The organism is Weissella coleopterorum (genome assembly GCF_011304355.1).
Taxonomy (GTDB): domain Bacteria; phylum Bacillota; class Bacilli; order Lactobacillales; family Lactobacillaceae; genus Weissella; species Weissella coleopterorum.
The window spans coordinates 1,090,204-1,108,772 of record NZ_CP049888.1 but is presented as its reverse complement, the minus strand read 5'-3'; the positions used below and the strand labels follow the sequence as shown (position 1 = coordinate 1,108,772).

The 18,569-nt window shown below is 37.5% G+C and carries 14 protein-coding genes; all 14 read left to right on the top strand.

Features of this window, described 5'->3' with window-relative positions; translation table 11 throughout:
• The first annotated feature begins 59 nt into the window (after positions 1 to 59).
• The 14 genes from G7084_RS05625 to G7084_RS05560 all read left to right on the top strand — a co-directional run bounded on the left by G7084_RS05625 (position 60) and on the right by G7084_RS05560 (position 18,534).
• Positions 60 to 2,897, top strand: coding sequence for a helicase C-terminal domain-containing protein (locus G7084_RS05625; protein WP_166010831.1), 2,838 nt, complete (start codon positions 60 to 62; stop codon positions 2,895 to 2,897).
• 154 nt (positions 2,898 to 3,051) lie between these two features.
• Positions 3,052 to 3,558 (top strand): cell wall elongation regulator TseB-like domain-containing protein, encoded by a 507-nt coding sequence (locus G7084_RS05620; RefSeq protein ID WP_166010829.1) that lies wholly within the window; start codon positions 3,052 to 3,054, stop codon positions 3,556 to 3,558.
• Between the two features lie 37 nt (positions 3,559 to 3,595).
• The gene (gene asnS, locus G7084_RS05615) at positions 3,596 to 4,891 is read left to right on the top strand and encodes an asparagine--tRNA ligase (protein WP_166010827.1); all 1,296 of its coding nucleotides are present in this window, start codon (positions 3,596 to 3,598) and stop codon (positions 4,889 to 4,891) included.
• A 279-nt stretch (positions 4,892 to 5,170) separates the two neighbouring features.
• A protein-coding gene (locus G7084_RS05610) for an IS3 family transposase (RefSeq protein ID WP_166009179.1) occupies positions 5,171 to 6,240 on the top strand; the annotation gives its coding sequence in 2 pieces (ribosomal slippage) (positions 5,171 to 5,387 and positions 5,387 to 6,240; 1,071 coding nt in all).
• A 307-nt stretch (positions 6,241 to 6,547) separates the two neighbouring features.
• Positions 6,548 to 8,449, top strand: coding sequence for an ABC-F family ATP-binding cassette domain-containing protein (locus G7084_RS05605; RefSeq protein ID WP_166010825.1), 1,902 nt, complete (start codon positions 6,548 to 6,550; stop codon positions 8,447 to 8,449).
• Positions 8,450 to 8,461: 12 nt separating this feature from the next.
• Positions 8,462 to 8,965, top strand: a complete 504-nt coding sequence (locus G7084_RS05600) for a dihydrofolate reductase (RefSeq protein ID WP_166010823.1) — start codon at positions 8,462 to 8,464, stop codon at positions 8,963 to 8,965.
• Positions 8,966 to 9,047: 82 nt separating this feature from the next.
• Positions 9,048 to 9,263: a YjzD family protein gene (locus G7084_RS05595; RefSeq protein WP_166010821.1), complete on the top strand. Its 216-nt coding sequence runs from the start codon at positions 9,048 to 9,050 to the stop codon at positions 9,261 to 9,263.
• Positions 9,264 to 9,370: 107 nt separating this feature from the next.
• Positions 9,371 to 12,751, top strand: a complete 3,381-nt coding sequence (locus tag G7084_RS05590; RefSeq protein ID WP_166010819.1) for a DNA polymerase III subunit alpha — start codon at positions 9,371 to 9,373, stop codon at positions 12,749 to 12,751.
• Positions 12,752 to 12,775: 24 nt separating this feature from the next.
• Entirely contained in the window at positions 12,776 to 13,345 is a 570-nt protein-coding gene (locus G7084_RS05585) for a uracil-DNA glycosylase family protein (protein WP_166010817.1), read from the top strand.
• Positions 13,346 to 13,500: 155 nt separating this feature from the next.
• A complete protein-coding gene (locus G7084_RS05580; RefSeq protein WP_166010815.1) occupies positions 13,501 to 15,735 on the top strand; it encodes a RelA/SpoT family protein in 2,235 nt (744 codons plus the stop codon).
• A 368-nt stretch (positions 15,736 to 16,103) separates the two neighbouring features.
• Entirely contained in the window at positions 16,104 to 16,277 is a 174-nt protein-coding gene (locus tag G7084_RS05575; protein WP_166010813.1) for a type II toxin-antitoxin system RelB/DinJ family antitoxin, read from the top strand.
• Positions 16,278 to 16,468: 191 nt separating this feature from the next.
• Complete coding sequence (locus G7084_RS05570; RefSeq protein WP_166010811.1) at positions 16,469 to 17,353, top strand: CvfB family protein; 885 nt, start codon at positions 16,469 to 16,471, stop codon at positions 17,351 to 17,353.
• Between the two features lie 31 nt (positions 17,354 to 17,384).
• Positions 17,385 to 17,774 (top strand): hypothetical protein, encoded by a 390-nt coding sequence (locus G7084_RS05565; RefSeq protein ID WP_166010809.1) that lies wholly within the window; start codon positions 17,385 to 17,387, stop codon positions 17,772 to 17,774.
• A 13-nt stretch (positions 17,775 to 17,787) separates the two neighbouring features.
• Entirely contained in the window at positions 17,788 to 18,534 is a 747-nt protein-coding gene (locus tag G7084_RS05560) for a pseudouridine synthase (RefSeq protein WP_166010807.1), read from the top strand.
• Positions 18,535 to 18,569 lie beyond the last annotated feature (35 nt).

Genomic DNA, 18,569 nt, shown 5'->3' with positions numbered 1-18,569 from the left:
TAAAATGGGGAACTCATGGTACAATTGGAAGGACATTATGGAACATGTGAGGTTAGATTGTGGACGCAAAAACGATTTATGCCGTCGTTGATTTAGAAACAACGAGTAATCAGAATCAAGCCGGCCGAATTATGCAGGTAGCGGTTGTTTTTGTACGGAATCAAAAAATTATTAATCAATTTTCAACACTAGTGAATCCGGGTCAGCCCATTCCAGTTGGAATTCAAAAGCTAACCCATATTAATGATGCAATGGTTAAAAAGATGCCCTTTTTTGAAGATGTAGCTCAGACTTTGCATGCAATGTTGAGTGAGACAGTTATCGTCGCACACAATATTAATTTCGATTTACCTTTTTTAAATGCTGAATTTGAACGGGTGGGATTAACAGCGTTAACCAACCTAGCATTGGATACTGTAACGCTTGCTCAAATTTTGTGGCCCACAGCGAACAGTTATCGCTTAGGCGATTTGACCCATCAATTAGGGATTGCACATTTAAATCCACATCGTGCTGACAGTGATGCAAAGGCTACGGGAGAATTGTTGATTGCTGCGCAGCAAAAAGCGTTAAGGCTACCAATGATCACATTACAGCAATTAAATGATTTGCCATTAGCTTTACCGAGAGATACTAAACAAATTTTTACTTGGGCACTTGCTGAAAATCGACGTCACCCGCAACCGCTGGCTAATAACCTAGAAGTGGTTGATCGGTTAGCATTGCGTCGTTTTGCTACACCATCAGCTTATAAACAACATCAACCAGAATTGCACTTCCCCAAAAAAGAAGATGAGAAGCGTACGCTTTTAACGCCCAGTTTAGATTATCGGGTATCCCAGGCACGACTTATGAACCAAATCTATGAACATTACACAAGTGGGGAGCTCTCGAATCAACCGGGTGAAACTGCGATGGTGGTTGAAGCACCGACAGGAATGGGTAAAACCTTAGGCTATTTGATGCCTTTAGCATACTTGGCCATTCAGCAAGGTCGGCAAGTTGTCTTGTCGGTCCCTACCAAAACTTTGCAAAAACAAATCAGTACGACAATTAACCAAACCTTAAAAAATATTTTACCTTTTGAAGTTCGTGGGGTGCAGCTCAAAGGGCAACAAAATTATTTGAATTTACAGAGCTTTAAACGATCATTAGCTCGAGATGAAGGTTCGATTGCCATGCAGTTTTTAAAAGCTCAAATTTTGGTCTGGCTCACTGAAACTTTAACCGGTGATTTTGATGAACTAAATTTGAATAATGTTAGTCACGACTTTTTAAGACAACTAGCACAAACGGCAAATAATCCCGAAGCATCAAAATTTTATCATCATGAGTTTGCTCATCGGCAATCAATTTTAAGAACACAAGCGACTTTCTTGGTGGTTAATCATGCATATTTGACACGCCAAGTACAACAAATCACGCAACAAGCTAAAAAGCCATTCTTAGTGATTGATGAGGCTCAAAATTTGCCGGATGTGGTTTTACAGCATAGTCGACATCAGATTAGTTGGTCTGGATTAATCGCCCAAGCTCAGTTATTACAACAAAATTTGATGGTCAAAAAAAATAATCATTTAAACCCAATTTTTGAACGATTACCTAATGGGCAACGAATTAGTCAGCAATTTATTCAAACCATGGAACCAATGGTTGATTTGTTGGTTAATATCCAACAGAGTCTATATCGACAATTTGTTTTAAGTGCTAAAATGCCAGCAAATGTGGGTAAAGATGAATATTTAGTGCCAACAGATCATTTGATCCAATTTTGGGTAGAACATCAAAACGATTTTAAACAAGTTCAACAATTAATTCAGCAATTGAGGTTGAGCTTAGATCAAATGATGGAGGCATTTATTCAAATTGGGACTCCTTTTAGTATTGACGAGCGGCAAAGCTTAGCTGACTTTCGTTATTTAATTGAAAGAATTGGGCAGACTAATACGACTTTAAATACTTTTCAGGATGCAATGATTGATTACGCAGAGACAAGTGTTTTCTGGTTAACTGATTATCACGGACAGAGTGGACCTAGTTTGCAGTTGACGGGTGGATTATTGCATACTAAGGATTATTTCAAAAATAATATTTACCCTGCGTTCTTATCACCATTAATGATCGGGGCAACGCTATTTAACAGTGCCAAGTCAACTTATTTATATACGCGATTAAATTTGGATCAGCAAACAGCTCAAGTGGAGAAATTTAAAGATTCTTTTGATTGGGCGAACCAAGCTGAATTGTTATTAGTAGAAGATGGGCCAGTGCCGGGTAGCCCGATGTATGGGGAGTATTTGAGTCAACAATTGTTAGCTATTTTACAAAAATTATCGAAGAATACACTTGTTTTGTTCACGTCGCTTGAACTAATGGAGCAAGTCTACCATGTAGTAACTGAAAATAAAATTTATCGTGATAGCGACATGACGGTACTTGCTCAAGGTATTTCGGGAAATAAATCAAAAATTCTTAAGCGATTACAAAATGAACAACACCTCATGGTTTTTGGCGCATTAAGTTTTTGGGAAGGTATTGATTTACCGAATCAACAATTAGAATTGTTGATTTTAACACGCTTACCATTTGAACAGCCCGATACCATTTTACAAAAAGTTGAGGAACAGCAATTAGCTGCTAGTAAGCAGAGCTTTTTCCATCAGAGTGTTTTACCCAAAGCAACGCTTAAATTACGACAAGGGGTCGGTCGATTAATTCGTTCAGACCAAGATGGAGGAGCAATTGTGATTTTAGATTCACGAATTGTAAATAAACAATATGGAAAAACCATGCAAAAAATGTTGCCTGAAGCATTACCTAAGCAGGTTATTACTCACCAACAGTTGGTAGATAAATTGCTACATTTCTTTAACCGTGATCAGATGAATAATAAATAAGCTTGGATATTAAGGCTTGTCTTTTAATTTAGAGTTTTTTTGGTGCTTAAATCAGGATATGTAGTGGATCAGTCTAGAAAAGTAATGGTAAGTTTGCTACACTTAGCTAAGCGTAATTAATGAAATATTAATCAAAAATATTGGGGTAACTAGCATGCAAATGCGACAGCTGAATCGACAAAAATCAAAGTTTCATTGGGGAAGATGGGTGGTCTTAGGAATCATTATTTTGGTGGTGATAGGTTATGGTATCTTAGGAACTGCCACGAAACCGATTAATCAAGCTAATCAGGAATATAGTAAATTAGTTCTAAAAGAACACAAACTCAGTTCCGTCCAAAATTTTTACTGGAGTAACCGATCAGGTGATTATTACACTTTGATTGGAAAAAATGCTCAAGGTCAAAAAACAGGTGTAATTGTGAATGCAAAGTCAAAGGCGATGACAGTTTTGCCGATGAATGAAGGCTTATCTTACCAAGCCGTTCAAGATCGCATTAATCAAAAATATCAACCTAAAAAAATTACAAATATTGGCATGAGTGTTTATAAAAAGGTTCCTGTTTGGGAAGTTAAATTTATTGATCAGAATGAAAATTTAAATTTTATTACCATTCAATTCACCAATGGAAAAGTAGTTCGTTCAATTAATAATCTATAATTTAGGGTAATTAAAATCAATTAGGAGAGAAGACTAAATGGATACGATCAGATTAGAAGATGTTAAAAATTATGTAGGGCAGGAAGTTAGAATTGGAGCATGGCTTCGTAATAAGCGTGGATCCGGGAAATTACAATTCTTGCAACTTCGAGATGGAACGGCATTTATGCAAGCAGTTGTGGTTAAGGCTGAAGTAGGGGATGAAATTTTTGCTAAGGCAAAAGAGCTGAAGCAAGAGACGAGTATGTACTTAGTTGGAACTATTAAAGAGGATACCCGTTCTGATTTTGGCTACGAAATGGATGTCAATGATTTGGTTGTTGTTGGCGCATCAGAAGGATATCCAATTACACCAAAAGAACATGGAACAGATTTTTTGATGGATCATCGCCATCTTTATCTTCGGCATATCCAGCCATTTGCAGTCTTGCGGATTCGTAATACCATGATTGCAGCCACGTATGAATTTTTCAATAAAGAAGGGTTTATCAAAATTGATGCACCATTCTTAACGGGGTCAGCACCGGAGGGAACGACAGAATTATTTTCAACCGAATACTTTGAAACTGAAGCATATCTATCTCAAACGGGACAATTATATGCTGAAGCTGGCGCCATGGCATTTGGAAAAGTCTTTACGTTTGGACCCACTTTCCGTGCGGAAAAATCCAAGACACGGCGCCATTTGACGGAATTTTGGATGATCGAACCTGAAATGGCTTGGATGGATCAAGCGGCTTCATTGGAAGTTCAGGAACGTTATATTGCCTACTTAATTAATGCCGTTTTGGAACGCAATTCATATGAATTGGATTTGCTTGGTCGTGATAAGGAATTATTGGCATCGTATACTAAACTCCCATACCCTCGGGTATCATATGATGAAGCTATTAAATTGCTTCAAGAAAACAACTTTGATGTCGAATGGGGAGTTGATTTTGGTTCACCGGAAGAAACCTTCTTGGCTAATCATTTTGCAAGCCCCGTTTTCATTACGAATTTTCCAAAGGAGATCAAGGCCTTTTACATGAAGCGTCATCCAACACGCGATGATGTCGTTATTTCTGCTGATTTATTGGCGCCTGAAGGTTATGGTGAGATTATTGGTGGATCGGAACGGGACACTGATTATGAATATTTGGCAGAACGAGTTAAGGCTGAAGGCTTAGATATGGATGAGTATGCATGGTATCTCGATCTTCGTAAATATGGTTCAGTACCACATTCTGGCTTTGGTCTTGGTCTGGAACGTGCGGTTACTTGGATTACAGGTGAAGAACATATTCGAGAAGCAATTCCATTCCCTCGAACTATGACTCGTCTACGGCCATAAAACATCATTAAGTCGCTATTGTTGGCTACCTACCAACGATAAGCGGCTTTTTATTATGCGTCATAATTCGTCACTTTTCGTCATAATTCGTCAAAAATTCGCACAAAATTTGCACAATTTAAAATAATTCGCACCGAACTCGCACCAAAATTACAGAATATTATTTCGTATATAGAGTATCTTTTGTGCTTTCTTTAAAACTCGTTGTGATTTATGGCTCCTATGATGGAATTACGGACAAATTGTTCGATATAATACATCATAAAGGAGCTTTTTATTATGGTTATCAAATATTCAAATGACTTTAAAGAATCGATCGTAAGCTTGCATAAAGTTGGTCGTTCAGCTAATTCATTAGCAAAAGAATACAACGTTAGTGTTTCAACGGTTTCTAAATGGGTTAATCAAGCCGATCCTAACAATACGAAAGTATTGTCAGCAAATGAAAGGGCATTGATTAAAGAAAATAAACAACTAAAAGAAGAACTTGATATTTTAAAACGAGCAGCGGTGCTTATGGCGAAAAATTGATCATCAAAGGACGTATTCCTACCTTAAAAATTATTAATGACAATCTACAGGTTGGGCACCGCATTACTAAAATTTTGAACGTCCTCAGAATTCCACGATCGACTTATTATGGCTATATACATTGGAAGCCTGGTAAAACCCTTCTTCGTCGCAATTTCATTAAGCAAAAGGTATTAGATGCATGGTTAAAATATCCTATGTATGGATACCCGCGATTAACAATTTTATTAAATCGTCAGTTAAAAATTAAAATTAGCCAGCGTATGGTTTATAAACAGATGTACGCTTTAAAAATTAGGTCTAGGATGACTAAACGAATTAATAAGCCTAAAACACATACTGAATATGATCAACGACCAAATCTAATTAAAGGATTACCTGATCAATCCAATATTCTTTTAACAGATATTACGTATATTCCCGTTAAAAATACTTGGGTTTATCTAGCTAGTGTGTACAATCCCGTAACCCGGCGGGTTATTTCTTATAAAGTTGGAAGTCATATGACTAAGGAATTAGCAACCGACGTCATTAATCAAGTCGCAGTAAAGTCTGTTAAACCAAGCATTATTCATAGCGATATGGGGAGTCAGTATACAAGCGATTTATTTGAAAGTACTTTAACTCGTTTTGGGATTAAGCATTCTTATTCTCGTAAAGGACAACCTGGTGATAACGCAAGAATTGAGAGCTTTCACTCAATTTTGAAGCGTGAATACATTAATTTTCAAGAATTTAAGACAATTAATGAAGCAATAGCTGGCATTGATAGCTATATTCGCTGGTATAACAGTGATCGAATTTCCCTTGTAGCGTAGCTACAAATAAATCATATTAATATCCCGTTTAAAACGATAAGTATAGACGGGTTGTTTAGAATGGCATGGAAACATTAAAGGATGCACTTTTTTAGATAAATCACATACTTTACCAGTACGTTAAATAATTAAAACGTTTTTCAAAATTTATTCGTATTTTTATGTCCGAATTATTGACATAGGAGCCTATTTTGAAGAAACGATATATTATAGTTTATAAGAACAGCTTATTCTGAGTAAATTTAATTAAAGAACTTAATGATATAATGAAAGCAAAGAAATTTTAGGAAATACGGGATAAAAACAAATGAAACAGCTAAGGGCAATAGATTTACAAAGTGTTTATGGTGAGAAAACATTATTAGACAAAATTTCATTCCTAATCGAAACCGGTGATCGAATTGGGATTGTTGGTGTGAATGGAACGGGTAAAACGACCTTATTGAATGCTCTTGCCCAAACAGTCCCAGCTGATAGTGGTGAACTTGAAACACCTAACGACTATTCAGTGGGGTATTTAACACAGGATCCAGATTTAGATCCAGAAAAATTAGTTTTAGAAGCGATTTTTTCGGGTGCCCAACCCGTCTTTGAATTAATTCGAGACTATGAAAAAGCCGTTAATTTTTATGCTGAACATCCCTTGGATGAGAAAGCTCAGGATCGTTATACAAAATTAGAGCAACAAATGACCCAAGAGGATGCGTGGGCGGCAGAAGCCGAAGTTAAAACCATTCTTTCTCAGCTTCATTTACCAGATCTCAGTTTACCAATTAAGGCTTTATCTGGTGGGCAAAAAAAGCGAGTGGGCTTAGCGCAGGTTTTGATTCAAGCACCAGATTTACTGTTATTGGATGAACCAACTAATCATTTGGACTTTGATTCAATTGAATGGTTAGAGAAGTATTTATCAAGTTATCAAGGGGCTGTTATGACGGTCACACACGATCGATACTTTTTAGATCATGTGGCAAACCGAATATTTGAATTGTCATTTGGAAAGTTATATGAATATATGGGGAATTATCAAGACTATGTATTGGCTAAGGCTGAACGCGTGGCCGCTGCACAAGTTGCAGATCATAAAAGTATTCAACTTTACAAAAAGGAATTAGCTTGGATGAAAACATCTGCGCGAGCCCGTAGTACAAAACAAAAAGCGCGTGAAACGCGATTTGCTGATTTACAAGAGCAACAAGGAACGCTACAAGTGGATGGGACATTAGAAGTTAATTTAGGGCAAAAAAGGTTGGGTAAGAAGGTTATTGAAATTAAGCAGGCTCAGCTAGCTTTTGATGGAATGCCCATCCTGAAAGATTTTAATGAATTGATCCAAGCCAACCAAAGAATCGGAATTACGGGTCCTAATGGAACGGGAAAGTCAACGTTACTTAATGTGATTGCCGAGAAAATTGCCTTAGACCAGGGGACGGTTGAAATTGGGGAAACGGTTCAGATTGGTTACTATACGCAACAAACAGAGACCATTCCCGAAGATCAAAGGGTCATCGCTTACTTATCGGCTGTTGCTCAAACCGTGACCAATAATGCTGGCGAAAAAGTGTCTGTGGCTGAATTATTGGAACAATTTCTATTCCCTAGTTTTATGCATGGTACCTTAATTCGGAAGCTTTCTGGTGGTGAAAAACGCCGGTTATTTTTATTGAAAATCTTATTACAACAACCGAATGTTTTATTGTTAGATGAGCCAACTAATGACTTAGATATTGGAACATTGACCGTTTTGGAAGAATATTTGAAACACTTTGCTGGGACGGTAATTACTGTTTCCCATGATCGCTATTTCCTAGATAAGGTTGCTGACCACCTCTTGATTTTTAGAGGTCATGGGGCAATTGAACGTTTTGATGGCTCATTTTCAGACTATCTAGTCCAAAATGGGGCTCCGACGTTAATGAAATTAAATCAAGAAAATATTCCTAAAAATGCTGATACGAAAAATATTAAAACGACCGCAGTTACGCAACCGAAAAAAAAGAAGTTAACATATAATGAACAACGTGAATTCGAAACCATTGAAGATAAGATCAGTGGGTTTGAAATGAAAATTGAAGAAATTACGACGGCAATGAATGAGGCTGGAGATGATTTTGGGCAGTTAGCAGATTTACAAAAAGAACTTGATGCACAAAATCAAGCGCTAGAACAGGCGTTGGAACGTTGGGAAGAATTATCAGAACGTGCATAAAGGAGATTTTCGATGGCCGAAAAAGTATTGATTTGGGCTCAAACCCAGGATGGAACGATTGCTATGAATGGAATGATTCCATGGCACGTTCAAGATGATATGAAATTTTTTGCGCAAACTACTAAAAATCAGGTTGTATTAATGGGTAGAAATACCATGTTATCTTTAAATGGATGCCCCTTACCCAATCGGATTAACCTCGTTTTGACCCATCAAAAGACGCTTGAGGTGCCAAGCGGATTTCATCTGGTGAATTCAATGGAAGCTGCAGAAAAAATTGCGGATGCAGCAGATAAGAAGTTAATGGTTATTGGTGGTAAAGGAATTTATGATTCATATTTACCAATCGCTGATCAGTTATTAATAACATATCTTGATACAGATTTTCATGGAGACGTTTTAATGGATCCGATTAAAGATGAATGGAAAAAAGAATTATATGCCTCTGGTGGAGCGAATGAAAATAATGATTACGCTTATCAAATTTGGAATTATCAACGGTCATCAAACAGTTAAATAAAGGCTGGTAATTATTCAATAAAAGCGTAAAATTAAAAATAAGTTAAATCAAAGATTATTGAAGAGTGGAGAAAAAATAATGAAGTATATTACGACTTTCTTTTGGACCGCCATTTTGGGGGCAGTGATTGGGTACATTGGGGGAGCATTACAAAATGTGGAAGCTAATTATACCCAAGCCATGGTTACGGCCTTGATTGCTGGATCAATTGGAACTATTTTGGTTTATTATATTTCTCGTAGTAATGCTCCTAAGGTGAGTAAGACTGAAGAAGATGAATCAGAAAAAGATTAAGACAATTAATTAAAATGAAGGCTGAGTAACTTATTATGTAGTTATTCAGTCTTTTGTTATACTTAAATTCAAAGAAATTAAAATTAATGCTGGGAGGAGGCAATGGGATGGTACCGTTAAATGTCCGGAGTGCGTATAGTTTACTCCAAAGTCCGATGTTACCGAGCCAATATGTTACACAAGCGAATCAATTTGGTTATGCAGCAATAGGTTTAGCAGATGAACAAAATTTATATGCAATGGTTAATTTTTACCAATATGCTAATAAGAATGAATTAAAACCATTATTGGGCCTAACGTTAGAAGTCTACGGTTTAATTAATACGTCAATGACCTTTCCATTGCATGTTTACGTTCAAAATCAAACCGGTTATCAAAATTTATTAGCGATTGCCAGTCAGCAGCGGACGCAAACAAACGCCCTGGATTTAGCTAAACTAGCTCAGGAACAAAAATTGGAGGGACTCTTCCTAGTGATTCCTCCTACCAGTGAATTATCATTAAATTTAATGAATGCACCGGTGTATGGTAAACAAGTAATGGCACAATTTCAAACCTATGTGCACTCCTCACGACTTTATTTGGGGATTGACTTACAGATGGATGCAGAATTACTTGCGTTAGAAAAACAATTAAGTCAGGAAATGGATGTCCCTTTGTTGGCATTTGATGAAATTAGATACGCTCAGCCACAAGATCACTTTGCATACAAAATTTTAACGTACCTTAAAGTTGGCGAAACAATTAGTAATATTGGGGCGATCCAGCAAGAAGCAGGTGAACAAGCTCTTCGACCAATGGATGACTGGTATCAAGCATATATTGATGTAGAGCTGAAAGAAGCAGCGGATCAAACAGAGTTGTTAGCGCAACAAGTTGACTTTATAATCCCGCAGAGAAAGGTTGATTTGCCGCACTTTTACGAAAGTTCTAGTGCAACCCGGCAAAAATTATGGGAATTAACACAGTCACAATTAGCCCAGTTACAGGTTGCAAATCAACAGCAAAAAATTTATCAAGAGCGATTAGCTTATGAATTGAAAGTTATTAATGACTTAGATTTTAATGATTATTTTTTGATTGTCTGGGATGTGATCAATTTTGCAAAGCAAAATGAGATTATGACTGGTCCGGGGCGTGGATCCGTGGCAGGATCATTGGTAGCATATTGCTTGGGGATTACCGAGGTTGATCCAATTGCAAATGAATTATTATTTGAGCGATTCTTGAATCCGAAAAGATCACAGATGCCAGATATTGATATTGATATTCCGGATAATAAACGTGAAATGGTTTTAGATTATTTACATACAAAATATGGACATGATCAAGTGGCTCAAATTATTACCTTTTCCACGATGGGAATGAAGCAAAGTCTGCGCGATGTTGCACGAGTATTTGGGCTGAAACCGGCTGAGATTGATCAATTGGCTCGTAGTCTACCAAAAGATGCTACGAGTTTACAGGAGGCTTACCAAAAATCGCAAAGTTTTCAAAATGCGATCATAGATTTACCCGTGGATGGGCAGTTACTGTTAAAAACCGCATTACAATTGACTGGAATTCCACGTAATAGTTCTTTACATGCGGCAGGGGTCGTTATTTCAAGTGCCCCGTTGATTAACTCCATTCCAGTTCAAATTGGTGAGGATGGGCGATTAGTCACACAATTAACTAAAAATCCAGTTGAGCAACTTGGTTTATTAAAAATTGATTTCCTTGCACTTTCTAATTTGAATATTTTAGCTATTGCGTTACACGAAGTGCACAAAGTTAAACCTAATTTTGATTTACAAGCCATTGATCTCAATGATGCTGAAACTTTAGCTTTATTTGGCCTTGGTCAAACGAATGGAATTTTTCAATTTGAATCAAATGGGATGAAACAGATGTTACGACAAATGCAACCAGATCGTTTTGATGATTTAGTGGCTGCTAATGCATTGTATCGTCCTGGTCCCATGGCCAACATTCCTCATTTTATTGCACGTAAACACCACGAAGAAGCTAATCCGACGATTGATCTGACCATTGATCAGCTGCTAGCACCCACGTATGGAGTTATTGTTTATCAAGAACAAGTCATGCGAGTAGCCGAAGATTTTGCTGGTTTTAGCTTAGCTGAAGCCGACTTGTTACGCCGTGCAATTTCTAAAAAAGATATTGCTCAGATGGAGACAGTTAAACAACAATTTATGCAGGGAGCCCAAGCAAAAGGGCAGTCAGCGGCAGCATCCAAAGAAGTTTATCAATATATTGAACGTTTTGGAGCGTATGGTTTTAATAAATCGCATGCGGTGGCATATTCAAAGTTAGCTTTTGAATTAGCTTATTTAAAGGTACACTATCCACTGGCTTTTTATAAGGCGGTGCTCAACTTAGAAATTAACAATCAAGCGAAGGTTCGGATTTATATTAATGAAGCAAAAATGCGTGATGTTAAAGTTCTTGGACCTCAGATCAATCAGAGTTTTGCTGGATACACTGTGGTTAACGATCATCTGCAAATGGGCTTAGCTAGTATTAAAGGGCTACGCAAAGATTTTCGTGATCATTTGATTAATTTGCGTCAAGAAGCAGGACCCTTTAATAATTTAGGCGATTTTTTATTACGGATTGATCAAACTTTTAGGCAGATGAAATTCTTAGAACCGCTCATAATGGCGGGTGGATTAGACGCTCTACAACCAAATCGAAAAATGCTGAGCTATATTTTGCCTGGTTATCTAGATGCGGTACAACTAGCTGGTAACTCTTTGGATTTATTAAATCGGTTGAAGCCTAAACAAGTGGCGATGGAAGATTATTCTAAACTGGAAAAACTGAATCAAGAATTTGAAGTTTTAGGTATTTATCTTAGTGGGCATCCCCTCGAAAAAATCTTACAAGAAGTGACGATCGATACCTACACGAATATTAGTGAATTATCGGCTAATCAAAATGGGATTAAACTAATTTTGATGATTGATAAGATTAAAATTATTCGAACCAAAAAAGGAACTCAAATGGCTTTTGTGGATGCGGCGGACCTGACTGGTAAAATTTCGCTAACTATATTCCCTAAGCAGTATCAAAAATATCAAAATGCTTTGATTGAGGGTGGCTTAATCGCCGTGTATGGAAATATTGAATATCAACGGAATCAGGTGGACCTCCAGTTGTTGGTAGATCAATTAATTCCAGCGAATGATCTATTGCATTCAAAAGAACCCGTGGTTAATGTAGCTGTTAATTATGGCGTTTGGTATATTCGGCCGCATCTGTGGCCAATTCCAGATGAACGTTTGACAAATATTGCGCAAATTGCACAAGAATTTCCGGGTATGAACTTAGTGATCTTAGTTAACCCCAAGAATAAGAACCAGGCACTTAGATTATCGTCTGGTTATAATTTAGCTAGCGGGTTACCAGTTAAACAAAGGCTCGTGCGAATTTTTGGGGAACAAAATATATCATTTAAGCCAGCCAAAGATGTTGATAAACAATAATTTAAAAGGGAGAGGGCGGTTAGTATGTCTATTTATGAAGAGATTATGACGGATCCTATTAATGCGGAATTTACGGCAAAAGGTTGGCATCCAATCTATCATGTCAATACTGAAGCTCGTCTGTTAATTATTGGACAAGCACCTGGTCAACGAGTACAGGCCACAGAAGTGATGTGGAATGATGCGTCAGGTGATCGACTAAGAGATTGGATGGGGGTTACTAAAGAAACCTTTTATCATTCTGATAAAATAGCAGTTTTGCCGATGGATTTTTATTATCCTGGGAAAGGACGTTCAGGTGATAAACCACCTCGTTTAGCAGTAGCCCAAAAGTGGCATGCGCGGTTAATCCAAACAATGCCACACCTAGAATTAATTATCTTAATTGGCGCTTATGCCCAGAAATATTACTTGCAACTTCCTGCTAAAAGTACGATTACGGCAACAATTGCAAATTATCAAAATTTTTTACCGCAATTCTTTCCAATTGTTCATCCGTCACCACGTAATAATATTTGGTTGAAGAAGAATCCTTGGTTTGAGCGTGACGTCGTTCCGGCCTTAAAAACAGAAGTTCAACGTATTTTAAAATAATTTAGGCGCTACATTTAAAGGTTGCGATTACCTTTAGGTTTATTAGTCATAGTTTGTCAGTTCAGGGGTTTTTAGTTACAATAAATATTATCAAACCGATTAAGTGCTGCGGGTGCAAACCCCTACCGGCGATCAATCGAGAAATCAGGTTTAATATGACAGAAGCAAAAGTATATACCCAAGCAGAAGTGCATCAGATTTATGCTAGTTATATGAATACAGATCATGTAGCTAAGGTCGATCAGGCTTTTGAGTATGCCAATAATTTACACCAAGAACAACGCCGCCGTTCAGGTGAACCATATATTATTCACCCGATTCAAGTTGCTGGTATCTTAGCGGATTTACATATGGATCCTGATACAGTCATTGCTGGCTATCTACATGATGTTGTAGAGGACACTCCAGCAGAGTTAGATGACATTTTAACAAGGTTTGGTGCAGATGTAGCGGCCATTGTTGATGGTGTTTCCAAAATTTCTAAAATTGAATATAAATCAGACTCCGAACGATTGGCTGAAAATCATCGAAAATTATTATTGGCCATGTCCCATGACATTCGTGTTATTTTTGTTAAGTTGGCTGATCGTTTGCATAATATTCGCACCTTGGATGCTTTGAATGCGGCGAAGCAAAAACGAATCGCCGGAGAAACACTCGAAATTTATGCGCCCTTAGCTGATCGTTTGGGAATTATGACGATTAAATGGGAGTTAGAAGATACTTCTTTACGTTACCTCGATTATGAAGCGTACCATGCGATTGCTAAGGCGATGCAACTTCGACGAAATGAACGTTTAGAGATTGTAGCAACCGCTGTTGATGAAATTAAGGTAACGATTGAAAATTTAAAGTTAGCTAATGTTGCAGTTTATGGGCGTCCTAAGCATATTTATTCCATTTATCGAAAAATGCAAAAGAAACAGAAAGCCTTTGATGAAATTTATGATTTATTAGCTATTCGAGTCATTGTTGATTCCATTGGAGATTGTTATGCCGTCCTAGGTGCTATTCACTCACATTGGACACCAATGCCAGGGCGCTTTAAAGATTACATCGCCTTACCAAAGGCCAATGGATACCAATCTCTGCATACTTCCGTGATTGGTCCGGAAGGTCGTCCGCTTGAAATTCAGATTCGAACGCATGAGATGCATGAAGTAGCTGAATTTGGGGTTGCTGCACATTGGGCGTATAAAGAAGGAAAGTTTGATGGTGCAGATGTTCAAAATTCTGACCAACAGCAACTAAATATGATTCAAAGTATTTTAGAATTACAGACTGAATCCAAAGATTCTGGCGACTTTATGGAAACAGTCAAAAGTGATTTATTTACTGATCGAGTATATGCCTTTACGCCGTTAGGGGATGTCGTGGAATTAACACAAGGGGCAGGCCCTCTAGATATGGCATATTCGATTCATACTAAAGTTGGTAATTCCACCACTGGCGCTAAAGTAAACGGTAAAATTGTCCCATTGGATTATGAAATTAAAACTGGTGATATTGTAGAAATTATTACGAGTACTACAGCAAAACCGAACCGTGATTGGTTGAAATTAGTTAAGACCCGCCGGGCACGTAATAAAATTAGGCAATATTTCCGAAAACAAAATCATTCTGAAAATGCGGTAGCCGGTAAACAAGAATTGATGAATTATTTAATTTCACAAGGTTATAATTTAGATGAATTGATGACTAATCAAAATACTGAACAGGTAATGGAACGTTTACATTATCAGTCAATTGATGATATGTATGCTGCGATCGGTTATGGTGATCAATCAGTTCAAGGTGTCACGAATAAGTTAACTGAAGATCTTAGAAATCGAATGGAAGAACAACGACTTTCAGATGAAGAAGCCCTGGTCTTTGAGCAGCATGCAACCGTTGAAAAAGATGATGATGAACATAAAGGCCGCCATCATCGGGGGGATGATCCAATCGTCATTCAAGGGATTGATTCGATGCTGGTTCGACTCGGACGTTGTTGTACCCCTGTTCCAGGTGATGACGTAGTGGGGTATATAACTAAAGGACGTGGGGTGTCCGTTCATCGTGTGGGCTGCCCAAATTTAGCGAATGAAGTTGAGTTGAGTCAACGATTGGTGGATGTAACTTGGGATAGTGATTTAGAACATAGTAAACGAGAATACGTAACCGATTTAGTTGTGACTGGAGAAAGTCGCGCCCGATTGTTGAATGATATTATTCGCATGATTGGAAATCATGCGCGGACATTGAATTCAATTAATGGACGAGTTGATAGTAATAATCAAGCGGTCATCTCGATGACCGTGGAAGTCCATGATTTGGTTCAATTAGAACGAGTAATGGATGCAATCAAAAATGTGAAAGATGTTAGCTCGGTTAAAAGAGCATTTAAATAATTCTGGAGCAGATGAATTTAAGGATTAAAGATTGTCTTTTGAGATGATCTTTTTTAATTCCGCAAATAATTGAAATTATGATATATAGTCCTTATTATAAAATATTTGAGTTTGATTAAAAAATCATTAAATTTAAAATTTAAGGCTTACTTTAAGCTTAGAATGTTGTAATAAGGCTATTCTATCAGGTTGATTGGGCTGGTTAAGTTGAAAATAGATGCTTTTTTTAGTCAATAAAGTAGTTTTTTTATCTAAATATGATTGATTTTAGTGATATAAGTGAACAACTTCTTTTGACAGTCGTAATTTAAGCATGTTAATCTAAGAACACATTTGAAATTAATGCAGAGAATGAGAGGGATACAATTATGGCCGAAAAGTTAATTCAATTAAGAGTTGAAGAGGGTGTCAAGGATGCAGCTGATGAAATCTTTAAGACACAAGGTTTAACAACTCAAACAGCAATCAAGATTTTCTTAACACAAGTCGCTAATACCGGTGATTCACCATTTTCAAATTTATTTACTAAAAAAGAAAAATAGACGATAAACAAAAACAAGACTTTGTAAAAAAGATGTGTGGTTTTAAAAGCTTTTTAGCAATTAATACCAATCACGTCTTTTTTTGTGGCATAATAGAGATTAACCTTAAGAACCAGATGATTATTAGTTGTTAAGACAGCAAATGACTTTGGTTACGCAATTTAAATCATGAATTAACGAAAGAGTTTAAGATGGAAAAAAAAGTCGGTATAATTGTAACAGCGAAAGTAACTGATGAGAATGAACAATCCTTCTTTGCACAAATTGAAGGAGTTACTTATGAAATTGATAAGGCAGAGCTACAAAAGCCACTTCATATCGGTGGCTTAGTAACAGGCTTTGCTTATGAAAACCAAGCTAGTCAATTGCAAATCACAAAGAATATTCCGGAGGTTCGTTTAGGACATTATGCCTTTGGGACTGTGACGGATGTGCGGCGTGATTTAGGGGTTTTTGTTAATATTGGATTACCAAACAAAGACTTAGTGGTCTCTTTGGATGAACTTCCGACAATTAAAGAATTGTGGCCTCAACGGGGTGATCGCTTGATGATTACTTTGAGAATTGATCAAAAAGGTCGACTCTGGGGCGAATTAGCAACGAATGAAGTTTTGAATGCCGTTCGAATTCCAGCAAAAGCTAGTATGAAAGGACAAAAGCATGTCAAGGCCACGGTATATCGCTTAAAAATTGTTGGAACATTAGTATTGACCGATGATTTTAATATTGGCTTCATCCATCCGAGTGAACGTTATCAAGAACCTCGTATGGGTGAGCAATTAGATACGCGTGTGATTGGTGTACGTCCAGATGGAATCTTGAATTTATCATTAAAGCCAATGGCGTATCAAGCCATTGATGGCGATGCCAAGATGATTTTAACGCTCTTGCAGCGTTCTAGAATTGGTCGCTTACCATATAATGATAAATCCAACCCCAAGGCGATTCAGAATTACTTTGGGATGTCAAAGGGCCAATTCAAACGGGCTTTGGGGCACCTTTACAAAGAACATCTGATTCAACAAGATGATGAGGGAATTGTGTTAGTCGCGGATCAGACGGACGATACAAAATAGAAAAGATTAGTTAAGATGAGGAGAATACAGCATGTTAGTGATGGTTTCAGAAACGCAACCTAAAATTGCAATGGGACTAATGTCGCATGTTGATAATCTTCCAACTTTTGTGGAGATCCAACGTGAAGTGAATTGGTATCATGCCGATTCTAATCGGCATTTAATGTTATGGAAAGACCCCAAAACTCGACATTTCACAGCGGTTATCGGAGTCGAGGAGATGGATGAAATTCTAATTTTGCAGCTGGTGGCATTTGGTCCAGAAGTAGCAAATTATGAACAAAAATTAGTTGGGCGTGAAATTTATGCAGCGCTATCGAATTGGTTTCCAAAAACAACTTTAATGGGAACAATTCGAACACAAAAGATCTTAAACGAATGGAAAAAACAGCAATTAACAGATATTGAAATGTCTGATTAGAAGTGAGGATTAAATGGCAGAACGATTACAAAAGGTGATGGCCCAAGCTGGGGTGGCTTCAAGGCGGGCTTCAGAAAAATTAATTAGTGATGGACATGTAACTGTGAATGGTCAAACGATTACGGAACTTGGGACCCGTGTCAATCCTGGAGATAAGATTGAAGTCAATGGAAGTCCCATTGAAGGGTCTGAAAAATTAGTCTATTATCTACTTAACAAACCGCGAGGGGTGGTTACGACGGCATCTGATGAAAAAGGACGGACCACAGTTATTGATGTCCTAGATGAAGTGAAAGAGCGGGTCTATCCAGTAGGTCGGTTGGATTATGATACAACTGGGGCGTTACTATTGACTAATGACGGAGAATTGGCTAATCAACTCATGCATCCCCGTTATAAAATCGATAAAGTCTATGTTGCTAAAGTTAAAGGGATTCCGACCAATGATGAATTAAAAGCCTTGCGATTAGGTGTGGTGGTTGCAGGCAAGAAAACTGCTGAAGCACGGGCTGATGTCGTTAGGACTGATCATAAAAAGGGAACAGCGACGGTGCAATTAACAATTCACGAAGGTCGATATCATCAAGTGAAAGAAATGTTAAAAGCCGTCGGGCATCCGGTGATTAAATTACACCGCGAACGTTATGGAATGTTGGAAGTTGCTGATTTATTGTCAGGTGAATATCGAGCTTTACGGCATGACGAAGTACAATATTTGAAAAATGGACGACAAATTCGTAAGAGTTCCGGTCGCTTGTAATATTTAACGGATTTGTAACTATTGAATGTAGTTAT

Excerpts from the sequence above, each read along its gene's own strand:
- G7084_RS05605 (WP_166010825.1), top strand. The coding sequence starts at position 6,548 with ATGAAACAGCTAAGGGCAATAGATTTACAAAGTGTTTATGGTGAGAAA.
- G7084_RS05575 (WP_166010813.1), top strand. The coding sequence starts at position 16,104 with ATGGCCGAAAAGTTAATTCAATTAAGAGTTGAAGAGGGTGTCAAGGAT.
- G7084_RS05560 (WP_166010807.1), top strand. The coding sequence starts at position 17,788 with ATGGCAGAACGATTACAAAAGGTGATGGCCCAAGCTGGGGTGGCTTCA.
- G7084_RS05565 (WP_166010809.1), top strand. The coding sequence starts at position 17,385 with ATGTTAGTGATGGTTTCAGAAACGCAACCTAAAATTGCAATGGGACTA.
- G7084_RS05620 (WP_166010829.1), top strand. The coding sequence starts at position 3,052 with ATGCAAATGCGACAGCTGAATCGACAAAAATCAAAGTTTCATTGGGGA.
- G7084_RS05580 (WP_166010815.1), top strand. The coding sequence starts at position 13,501 with ATGACAGAAGCAAAAGTATATACCCAAGCAGAAGTGCATCAGATTTAT.
- G7084_RS05600 (WP_166010823.1), top strand. The coding sequence starts at position 8,462 with ATGGCCGAAAAAGTATTGATTTGGGCTCAAACCCAGGATGGAACGATT.
- G7084_RS05595 (WP_166010821.1), top strand. The coding sequence starts at position 9,048 with ATGAAGTATATTACGACTTTCTTTTGGACCGCCATTTTGGGGGCAGTG.
- G7084_RS05585 (WP_166010817.1), top strand. The coding sequence starts at position 12,776 with ATGTCTATTTATGAAGAGATTATGACGGATCCTATTAATGCGGAATTT.
- G7084_RS05590 (WP_166010819.1), top strand. The coding sequence starts at position 9,371 with ATGGTACCGTTAAATGTCCGGAGTGCGTATAGTTTACTCCAAAGTCCG.
- asnS (WP_166010827.1), top strand. The coding sequence starts at position 3,596 with ATGGATACGATCAGATTAGAAGATGTTAAAAATTATGTAGGGCAGGAA.
- G7084_RS05570 (WP_166010811.1), top strand. The coding sequence starts at position 16,469 with ATGGAAAAAAAAGTCGGTATAATTGTAACAGCGAAAGTAACTGATGAG.